At 63.6% G+C, this 9,237-nt stretch carries 9 protein-coding genes; all 9 read left to right on the top strand.

Annotated elements, in window-relative coordinates; all coding sequences use genetic code 11:
- Positions 1–462, top strand: a 462-nt coding sequence (locus QOC89_RS19155) for a glutamate ligase domain-containing protein (protein ID WP_323046467.1), incomplete at its 5' end; no start/stop codon positions are given.
- Between the two features lie 17 nt (positions 463–479).
- On the top strand, positions 480–1,649 hold the full coding sequence (gene mraY / locus QOC89_RS19150) for a phospho-N-acetylmuramoyl-pentapeptide-transferase (RefSeq protein ID WP_093645262.1): 1,170 nt from the start codon (positions 480–482) through the stop codon (positions 1,647–1,649).
- Positions 1,650–1,672: 23 nt separating this feature from the next.
- Positions 1,673–3,187 carry a UDP-N-acetylmuramoyl-L-alanine--D-glutamate ligase gene (gene murD / locus QOC89_RS19145; protein WP_323046466.1) on the top strand — a complete coding sequence of 505 codons (1,515 nt, stop codon included), beginning with the start codon at positions 1,673–1,675 and terminating at the stop codon, positions 3,185–3,187.
- Positions 3,184–4,464 (top strand): putative lipid II flippase FtsW, encoded by a 1,281-nt coding sequence (gene ftsW / locus QOC89_RS19140; RefSeq protein WP_323046465.1) that lies wholly within the window; start codon positions 3,184–3,186, stop codon positions 4,462–4,464. The genes murD and ftsW overlap by 4 nt, the downstream gene beginning before the upstream one ends.
- A complete protein-coding gene (gene murG / locus QOC89_RS19135; RefSeq protein WP_323046464.1) occupies positions 4,461–5,579 on the top strand; it encodes an undecaprenyldiphospho-muramoylpentapeptide beta-N-acetylglucosaminyltransferase in 1,119 nt (372 codons plus the stop codon). Before ftsW ends, murG begins: the two co-directional genes overlap by 4 nt.
- A complete protein-coding gene (gene murC / locus QOC89_RS19130; protein ID WP_323046463.1) occupies positions 5,576–6,979 on the top strand; it encodes a UDP-N-acetylmuramate--L-alanine ligase in 1,404 nt (467 codons plus the stop codon). Before murG ends, murC begins: the two co-directional genes overlap by 4 nt.
- A gap of 5 nt (positions 6,980–6,984) precedes the next feature.
- A complete protein-coding gene (locus QOC89_RS19125; RefSeq protein ID WP_323046462.1) occupies positions 6,985–7,926 on the top strand; it encodes a D-alanine--D-alanine ligase in 942 nt (313 codons plus the stop codon).
- Between the two features lie 24 nt (positions 7,927–7,950).
- The gene (locus tag QOC89_RS19120; protein ID WP_323046461.1) at positions 7,951–8,703 is read left to right on the top strand and encodes a cell division protein FtsQ/DivIB; all 753 of its coding nucleotides are present in this window, start codon (positions 7,951–7,953) and stop codon (positions 8,701–8,703) included.
- A 27-nt stretch (positions 8,704–8,730) separates the two neighbouring features.
- Positions 8,731–9,237 (top strand): cell division protein FtsA (ftsA, locus tag QOC89_RS19115; protein WP_323046460.1); only part of this gene is annotated, 507 nt, incomplete at its 3' end.

Here is a 9,237-nt window from a genome sequence, read left to right as displayed (position 1 = left end):
GTGAAAGGCCGCTTGCAGGTGAAGCAGGCATCGGTCGGCGCGCTCGCCGGCGCGACCGTGATCGACGACACCTACAACGCGAACCCCGATTCGATGCGTGCGGCGATCGACGTGCTCGCGTCGCGCGAATCGCCGCGCGTGCTGGTGATGGGCGACATGGGCGAAGTCGGCGACAACGGCCCGGCATTTCACCGCGAGATCGGTGCGTACGCCAGGGAACGCGGTATCGACGCGCTGTACGCCATGGGCGACGCCGCGCGCGACGCCTGCACCGCGTACGGCCCGGGCGCGCATCACCTAGCCGACGTCGGCACGCTGGTCGCGCAATTGCAGCAAGCCGGTTTCGGCGCTGCTGCAACGCTTCTCGTGAAAGGCTCGCGCTTCATGCAAATGGAGCGCGTGGTGGACGCCGTAACGAGTCCACAACCCAACGCAGCGGGCAGCACGCCCGCTGCACATTGAAATAGAAGGACCGAAGCATGCTACTGGCGCTGGCGCAATGGCTGCAGAATGACGCAAGCTTCTTGCGCGTGTTCAGTTATCTGACTTTTCGTGCGGTGATGGCCACCATCACCGCGCTGCTGATCGGGCTCGTCTGCGGCCCGGCGGTGATCCGCAAGCTGACCGCGATGAAGGTCGGCCAGGCCGTTCGTAAAGACGGTCCGCAGACGCACCTCGTCAAATCGGGTACGCCAACCATGGGCGGTGTGCTGATTCTGCTCGGTATCGCCGTGGCAACGCTGTTGTGGGCCGATCTGACCAATCGTTTCATCTGGATCGTGATTCTCGTCACGTTCGGTTTCGGTGTGATCGGTTGGGTCGACGATTACCGCAAGGTGGTCTACAAGGACCCACGTGGCATGTCGTCGCGTGAAAAGTATTTCTGGCAGTCGGTGATCGGCCTGTTCGCAGCGGTGTATCTCGCGTTCAGCGTGTCCGAAGCGAGCAACGTGCGCGTATTCGATCTGTTCATGGCCTGGGTGCGCAGCGGCTTGTCGATGGGCCTGCCGGCGCGCGCCGATCTGATGCTGCCGTTCGTCAAATCGATCAGCTATCCGCTCGGCGTGTGGGGCTTCATCGTGCTGACGTATCTGGTGATCGTCGGCGCGAGCAATGCGGTCAATCTCACCGACGGTCTCGACGGCCTCGTGATCATGCCGGTCGTCCTGGTCGGCGCATCGCTCGGCGTGTTCGCTTATGTGATGGGTAGCTCGGTGTACTCGAAGTACCTGCTGTTTCCGCATATCGCCGGTGCAGGCGAGTTGCTGATCTTCTGTTCGGCGATGGGCGGGGCAGGGCTCGCGTTTCTCTGGTTCAACACCCACCCGGCCCAGATGTTCATGGGCGACGTCGGCGCATTGGCGCTGGGCGGCGCGCTTGGCACGGTGGCGGTGATCGTGCGCCAGGAAATCGTGCTCTTCATCATGGGCGGCATTTTTGTCGCGGAGACGCTCTCCGTGATGTTGCAGGTGACGTGGTTCAAGTTCACCAAGCGCCGTTATGGCGAAGGCAGGCGTCTGTTCAAGATGGCGCCGCTGCATCACCACTTTGAACTGTCGGGCTGGAAGGAAACGCAGGTGGTCGTGCGTTTCTGGATCATCACGTTGATGTTGTGCCTGTTCGGGTTGTCCACGCTCAAGTTGCGTTAAGTCGTATTTAGGGGAAGCAGGCGATGTTTGGCGAGAAGTTTCGGGATCGGCAAAAGCCGATGGTGCTCGTGCTGGGACTCGGTGAATCCGGTCTCGCAATGGCGCGCTGGTGCGCGCGGCACGGCTGTCGGCTGCGTGTGGCCGATACGCGCGAGGTGCCGCCGAACCTGTCCGCGCTCGAAGCGCACAGCGTCGATGCCGAATTCGTCGGCGGCCCGTTTTCGCCGGTGCTGCTCGAAGGCGTGGAACTCGTGGCGATCAGCCCGGGCTTGTCGCCGCTCGCCGCCGACTTGCTGCCGTTGATCACGGCAGCGCGCGAGCAAGGCATCCCCGTGTGGGGCGAACTCGAATTCTTCGCTCAAGCGTTGAAGACGCTTGGCGAAAGCGGCTACGTGCCGAAGGTGATCGCGATCACCGGTACCAATGGCAAGACCACGACCACGAGCCTGGCCGGTCTTTTGTGCGAACGCGCCGGCAAGAAAGTCGCGGTGGCGGGCAACATCAGCCCGGCCGTGCTGGACAAGCTCAGTGAAGCGATCGACAACACCGCGTTGCCCGATGTGTGGGTGCTGGAACTGTCGAGCTTCCAGCTGGAAACCGCGCACACGTTTACGCCGGATGCGGCGGTCGTTTTGAACATCACGCAGGACCATCTGGACTGGCATGGCGGCCTCGATGCCTACGCCGCCGCGAAGGGCCGCATCTTCGGTACACACACCGTGCGCGTGCTGAATCGCGACGACTCCCGGGTGATGGCGCTCACGCCTGCCGCGGAAAGTGACGCTGCGATGATCACGTTCGGCGTGACCGAGCCGAAGAACGACGGCGACTACGGTCTGCTGCGCGACAACGGCATGGTCTGGCTGGTCGAAGCGCACGATCGCGATGCCAGCGACGAGCCGGCGCCGACGCGCCGTCGCAAGAACGAAGTGGCGGCGCCCAAGAACATCGCGCTCAAACGTTTGATGCCGGCCGACGCGTTGCGCATTCGCGGTCTGCACAACGCCGCGAACGCATTGGCCGCGTATGCGCTGGCGCGCGCCATCGGTCTGCCTGGCGCGCCGCTCCTGCACGGTCTGCGCGAATACCGGGGTGAGCCGCATCGGGTGGAATTGATCGCGTCGATCGAAGGTGTCGATTACGTCGACGACAGCAAGGGCACCAACGTCGGCGCGACGGTTGCGGCGCTCGACGGTCTCGCGCAACGCACGGTGTTGATCGCCGGCGGCGACGGCAAGGGCCAGGATTTCGAACCGCTTGCCGCACCGGTGATGCGCTGGTGCCGCGCCGTGATGCTGATCGGCCGTGACGCGCCGCAGATTCGCGCCGCGCTGGAAGTCACCGGGATCGCGATGACCGACCACGCCACGCTCGAAGAAGCGACGCGGTCCGCCACCGCCGTGGCGCAACCGGGGGACGCCGTGTTGCTGTCGCCGGCTTGCGCGAGCTTCGACATGTTCAAGGGTTACGCACATCGCGCGGCGGTGTTCCGCAGCACAGTGGAAGACATCGCGGCCGAACGGGGGACAATGATATGAGCTGGTCGGAACGTTTCGGTTCGAGCCTTGCCGGCGCCCGCGCCGGCAATGGCGATACGGGCGGCGCAAGCCGCGCTTCCAGCCGCACCGGCGGCAGCGGTCTCGCGAGCGCTGTCAACGGCGTGCGTCCGCTGCGCTCGCGAATGCTCGACTACGATCATTCGCTGCTGTGGGTGGTCGTCGCGCTGCTCGGCCTCGGCGTCGTGATGGTGTATTCGGCATCGATCGCGATGCCCGATTCACCGAAATACGCGTCGTACCGCGATTACGCATTCCTCGTGCGCCAGCTCATTTTCGTGGTGATGGGCTCGGTGATCGGCGTCGTGTCGTTCCGCATTCCGATCTCGACGTGGGACAAGTACGCGCCGAAGCTTTTCCTGATTTCGTTGCTCGCCTTGGTGATCGTGCTGATTCCACACGTCGGCAAGGGCGTGAACGGCGCGCGCCGCTGGATTCCGCTTGGCATCACGAACATGCAGCCGTCGGAAATCATGAAGCTCGCCGTGACGATCTACGCGGCGAACTACACGGTGCGCAAACAGGAATACATGCACAGCTTCGCCAAGGGCTTTCTGCCGATGGCGGTTGCAGTGGGTCTCGTCGGCGCGTTGCTGCTGCTCGAGCCGGACATGGGCGCGTTCATGGTGATCGCCGCGATCGCGATGGGCGTGCTGTTCCTGGGCGGCGTGAACGGCAAGCTGTTCGGCGGCCTCGTGGCCACCGCGGTCGGCACGTTCAGCTTGCTGGTGTGGGCGTCGCCGTGGCGCCGTGAGCGGATTTTCGCCTACCTCGATCCGTGGGACGACCGTTACGCGCAGGGCAAGGCCTACCAATTGACGCACTCGCTGATCGCTTTCGGACGCGGCGAGTGGTTCGGCGTCGGTCTCGGGGGCAGTGTCGAGAAGCTCAACTATTTGCCGGAAGCGCATACCGACTTCATCCTCGCGGTGATCGGCGAGGAGCTGGGTTTTGTCGGCGTGCTCGTCGTGATCCTGATGTTCTACTGGATCGTGCGCCGCTCGTTCGAGATCGGCCGTCAGGCGCTCGCACTCGACCGCACGTTCGCGGGACTGGTGGCGAAGGGCATCGGCATCTGGTTCGGCGCGCAGACCTTTATCAACATGGGCGTGAACCTCGGGCTCCTGCCGACTAAAGGTCTCACGTTGCCGCTCGTCAGTTATGGCGGTTCGGGGATTTTGCTGAACTGCCTGGCGGTGGCGGTATTGATGCGGGTCGACTACGAGAACCGGGTGTTGATGCGGGGAGGGAAGGTATGACCGCTGCGGCGCAACGCACGCTGATGGTAATGGCCGGCGGCACCGGGGGACACGTGTTCCCGGGGCTCGCGGTCGCGCACCTGATGCAGGCGTGGGGCTGGAAGGTCGTATGGCTTGGCAATCCCGCGGGCATGGAAGCCACGCTGGTGCCGAAGCACGGCATCGCGATGGAATACGTGCGCTTTGGCGGGCTGCGCGGCAAAGGTCTGAAGACCAAGCTGATGCTGCCGCTGAACCTGCTGCGCGCCTGCTCGCAAAGCCTGAGCGTGCTGCGTCGCGTGAAGCCGGACGTCGTGCTCGGCATGGGCGGCTACATCACGTTCCCGGCGGGTTTGATGACCGCGTTGAGCGGCCGTCCGCTGGTGCTGCATGAACAGAACTCGATTGCGGGCCTCGCGAACAAGGTGCTCGCGAAGGTTGCCAAACGCGTGCTGGTTGCGTTCCCGAATGCGCTGCCGCACGGCGAATGGACCGGAAACCCGATTCGTGCGGAACTTGCGCGCGCAATTGCACCCAAAGCACGCTACGCGCAACGCAGCGGTCCGTTGAATGTGCTGGTGGTGGGCGGCAGTCTGGGGGCCGCGGCGTTGAATGAAGTGGTGCCGCGCGCGGTTGCGTTGCTGGCGCCGAACGAACGTCCGCGCATCGTGCATCAGGCGGGCGCGAAGCATATTGAAGCGCTGCGTGAGAACTACGCGGCAGCAGGCCTGAAAGCCGGTGCCGACGTAGAGCTCGTGCCCTTCATCGACGACATGACGAGTGCGTACGCGAACGCGGATCTGGTGATCTGCCGCTCGGGCGCAATGACCGTGTCGGAGATTTCAGCAGTAGGGGTGGCGGCGTTCTTCGTACCGTTCCCATTTGCAGTAGACGATCACCAAACCACTAATGCAGCGTTCCTCGCCGATAACGGCGCGGCGCTGGTCGTGCAACAACGCGATCTGTCGGCGGAAACACTCGCCGACTGGTTGCGCAGCCAGACGCGAGAGACCCTCGCGCAGATGGCGGAGCGTTCGCGCTCGCTCGCGAAACCCGACGCCACGGAACAGGTCGCGCAGATTTGCGCGACTGTGGCGGGTTCGATGTCGGGCGCGAGCCCAGAAGGAAAGCAATGAAACACATCGTCAAACACATTCACTTTGTCGGCATCGGCGGTGTCGGCATGAGCGGCATCGCGGAGGTGCTGGTCAACCTCGGCTATCAGGTGAGCGGCTCGGACCTGTCGAGCAACGCGATCACCGATCGTCTCGCCGCGCTCGGCGCGCGAATCGCGATCGGCCACGCGGCCGAAAACATTGAAGGCGCGAACGCGGTGGTCGTCTCCACGGCGGTGCGTAGCGACAACCCGGAAGTGCTGGCCGCGCGTCATCGCCGGATTCCGATCGTGCCGCGCGCGGTGATGCTCGCCGAACTGATGCGGCTGAAGCAGGGTATCGCGATCGCGGGCACGCACGGCAAGACCACGACCACGTCTTTGGTGGCGAGCGTGCTGGCCGCGGGTGGGCTCGATCCGACCTTCGTGATCGGTGGGCGCCTGATCAGCGCAGGCGCCAATGCGCGTCTGGGTACCGGCGACTTCATCGTTGCCGAAGCGGACGAGTCGGATGCGTCGTTCCTGAATCTGTTTCCGGTGATCGAAGTCATCACGAACATCGACGCCGATCACATGGATACCTACGGCCACGACTTCGCGCGGCTCAAGCAGGCGTTTATCGAATTCACGCATCGCCTGCCGTTCTATGGGATCGCGGTGCTGTGCGTCGACGATCCGAACGTGAAAGAGATTCTGCCGTTCGTGTCGAAGCCGATCATCCGCTACGGCTTTGCACCGGACGCGCAGGTGCGCGCGGTGAATGTCGAAGCGCGTGGCGGCAAGATGCATTTCACGGCGATGCGCGAAGACGCGGCGCCGATCGACATCGTCTTGAACCTGCCCGGCGAGCACAACGTGCAGAACGCTTTGGCCGCCATCGCGATTGCGACTGAACTCGAAGTGAAAGATGCCGATATCCAGCGGGCGCTCGCGGATTTCAACGGTGTGGGCCGGCGCTTCCAGCGCTACGGCGAAGTGCCGGTGATCAACGAAGACAAGACCAGCGGCGCATACACGCTGGTTGACGATTACGGTCATCACCCGGTTGAAATGGCGGCCACGGTGGCGGCGGCGCGCGGTGCGTTTCCTGGGCGGCGTCTGGTGCTGGCCTTCCAGCCGCACCGCTTCACGCGCACCCGCGATTGCTTCGAAGATTTTGTGAAGGTGCTGTCGACCGTCGACGCGCTCGTGCTGACCGAAGTCTATTCGGCCGGCGAAGCGCCGATCGTCGCCGCGGACGGCCGTGCGCTCGCGCGCGCGCTGCGTGTGGCGGGCAAGGTCGAACCGGTGTTTGTCGATACGGTGGATGAAGTGCCGGACGCGCTCTCAGCAGTGGTGCGCGACGGCGATGTGGTCATCACGATGGGCGCGGGTTCGATCGGCGGTGTGCCGGGTCGCCTCGCGCAAGAGACGAAGGTGTGAGTGAGATGAGCGGTATCGATCCGAAACAATTCGGCAAAGTGGCAGTGCTGCTCGGTGGAGACTCCGCCGAGCGTGAGGTGTCGCTCAATTCCGGCCGCCTCGTGCTGCAAGGTTTGCGCGACGCCGGTATCGACGCGCATCCGTTCGACCCGGCCGAGCGTCCGCTCGCCGCGTTGAAGGAAGAAGGCTTCGTGCGCGCGTTCAACGCGCTGCACGGCGGTTATGGCGAGAACGGCCAGATCCAGGGCGCGCTCGATTTCTACGGGATTCGCTACACCGGCAGCGGCGTGCTCGGCTCGGCGCTCGGTCTGGACAAATTCCGCACCAAGCTCGTGTGGCAGCAGCTCGGCATTCCGACGCCGCCGTTCGAAGCCGTGCTGCGCGGCGACGACTACGAAGCACGCGCGAAAGACATCGTCGCGAAGCTCGGCTTGCCGCTGTTCGTGAAGCCGGCCAGCGAAGGCTCGAGCGTCGCGGTGATCAAGGTGAAAAGCACCGACGCATTGCCGGCGGCGCTCGTCGAAGCAGTCAAGTACGACAAGATTGTCGTGGTGGAAAAGAGCATTGAGGGCGGCGGCGAATACACCGCGTGCATTGCCGGCGATCTGGACCTGCCGGTGATCCGCATCGTGCCGGCCGGCGAGTTCTACGACTACCACGCGAAGTACATCGCCAACGACACGCAGTACCTGATTCCGTGCGGTCTGACGCCGGACGAGGAAGCGCGTCTGAAAGTGCTGGCGCGTCGTGCGTTCGACGTACTCGGCTGCACCGATTGGGGCCGCGCCGATTTCATGCTGGATGCGCACGGCAACCCGTACTTCCTGGAAGTGAACACGGCCCCTGGCATGACCGATCATTCGCTGCCGCCGAAAGCGGCGCGCGCGGTGGGCATCAGCTATCAGGAACTGGTTGTCGGCGTGTTGGCGCTGACGCTGCAGGACTAACCGGGGCAACCCGAAAGCAACCCCATGTGGAACAACGTTCGCCAGCTCAATCTCGCCGCCAGCGCATTGCATGCGTTGCTGGTGCTCGTGCTGCTGGCGGCAGGCGGTTACTGGTTGATCCAGCGGCCAAATTTCGCACTGCGCGAAATCCAGATCGATGGCGACACCGAGCACATCAATTCGCCGACGGTGCGCGCCGGCGTAGTCGGGCGTTTGAAGGGCAACTTTTTCACGGTGGATCTCGATGTCGCGCGCCAGGCATTCGAGCAGATGCCGTGGGTGCGTCACGCGAGCGTGCGGCGGGTCTGGCCGAATGCATTGGCTGTCACGCTCGAAGAGTACAAACCGCTGGGAACGTGGGGCAGCGATCAGCTGGTGAGCGTCGACGGCGAACTGTTCACCGCGAACCAGGGCGAGCTCGACGATGATCTGCCCGCGTTCGACGGTCCGGACGGTACGGCAAAAGAAGTCGTCGCGCGGTATAGCGACTTCAAGAAGTGGTTTGCGCCGCTGGGGGCGACGCCGGATGAAGTCACGCTGTCGCCGCGCTACGCCTGGACGGTGAAGCTCTCGAACGGCATGCAGGTGGAATTTGGGCGCGAACGCAATCAGGACACGCTGCAGGATCGCAGCAAGCGCCTGACCGCGGCGTGGAACGCGGTGACGCAACGTTGGGGGAAGGATATCGAGTATGCGGACTTGCGCTATCCGAACGGTTTCGCGATTCGCGCGGCAGGGATGCGCTTTATCACCGAACCCGACAAGGGCAAGAAGTAAACGGACATCACACGCAATGAGCACGCTATGAGTAAAGACTATAAAGATCTGCTGGTCGCCCTCGACATCGGGACGTCGAAGGTCGTGGCCATTGTCGCCGAGTTGAAGGGCGAGGGTCACTACGAGGTGATCGGCCTCGGCCAGAGCGAATCGAAGGGGCTCAAGAAAGGCGTGGTGGTGAACATCGAAGCCACCGTGCAATCCATTCAGCGCGCGCTCGAGGAAGCCGAGCTGATGGCCGATTGCAAGATCACGAACGTATTTACCGGGATCGCCGGCAGCCATATCCGCAGCTTCAATTCGAGCGGCATGGTGGCGATCAAGGAAAAGGAAGTCACGCAGACGGACGTCGCTCGCGTGATCGAGACGGCGAAGGCGATCAACATCCCGAACGACCAGCGCCTGCTGCTGGTCGAGCCGCAGGAATTCATCATCGACGGCCACGAGGTCAAAGAGCCGATCGGCATGAGTGGCAGCCGGCTCGAGGTGAAAGTGCACATCGTCACCGGTGCGCAGAGTGCGGCCGAGAACATC

The sequence above is a fragment of the Paraburkholderia sp. genome (genome assembly GCF_034668105.1).
Lineage (GTDB): Bacteria > Pseudomonadota > Gammaproteobacteria > Burkholderiales > Burkholderiaceae > Paraburkholderia.
The sequence above is the reverse complement of the archived record's forward strand: the minus strand, read 5'-3'. Positions and strand labels throughout refer to the sequence as shown.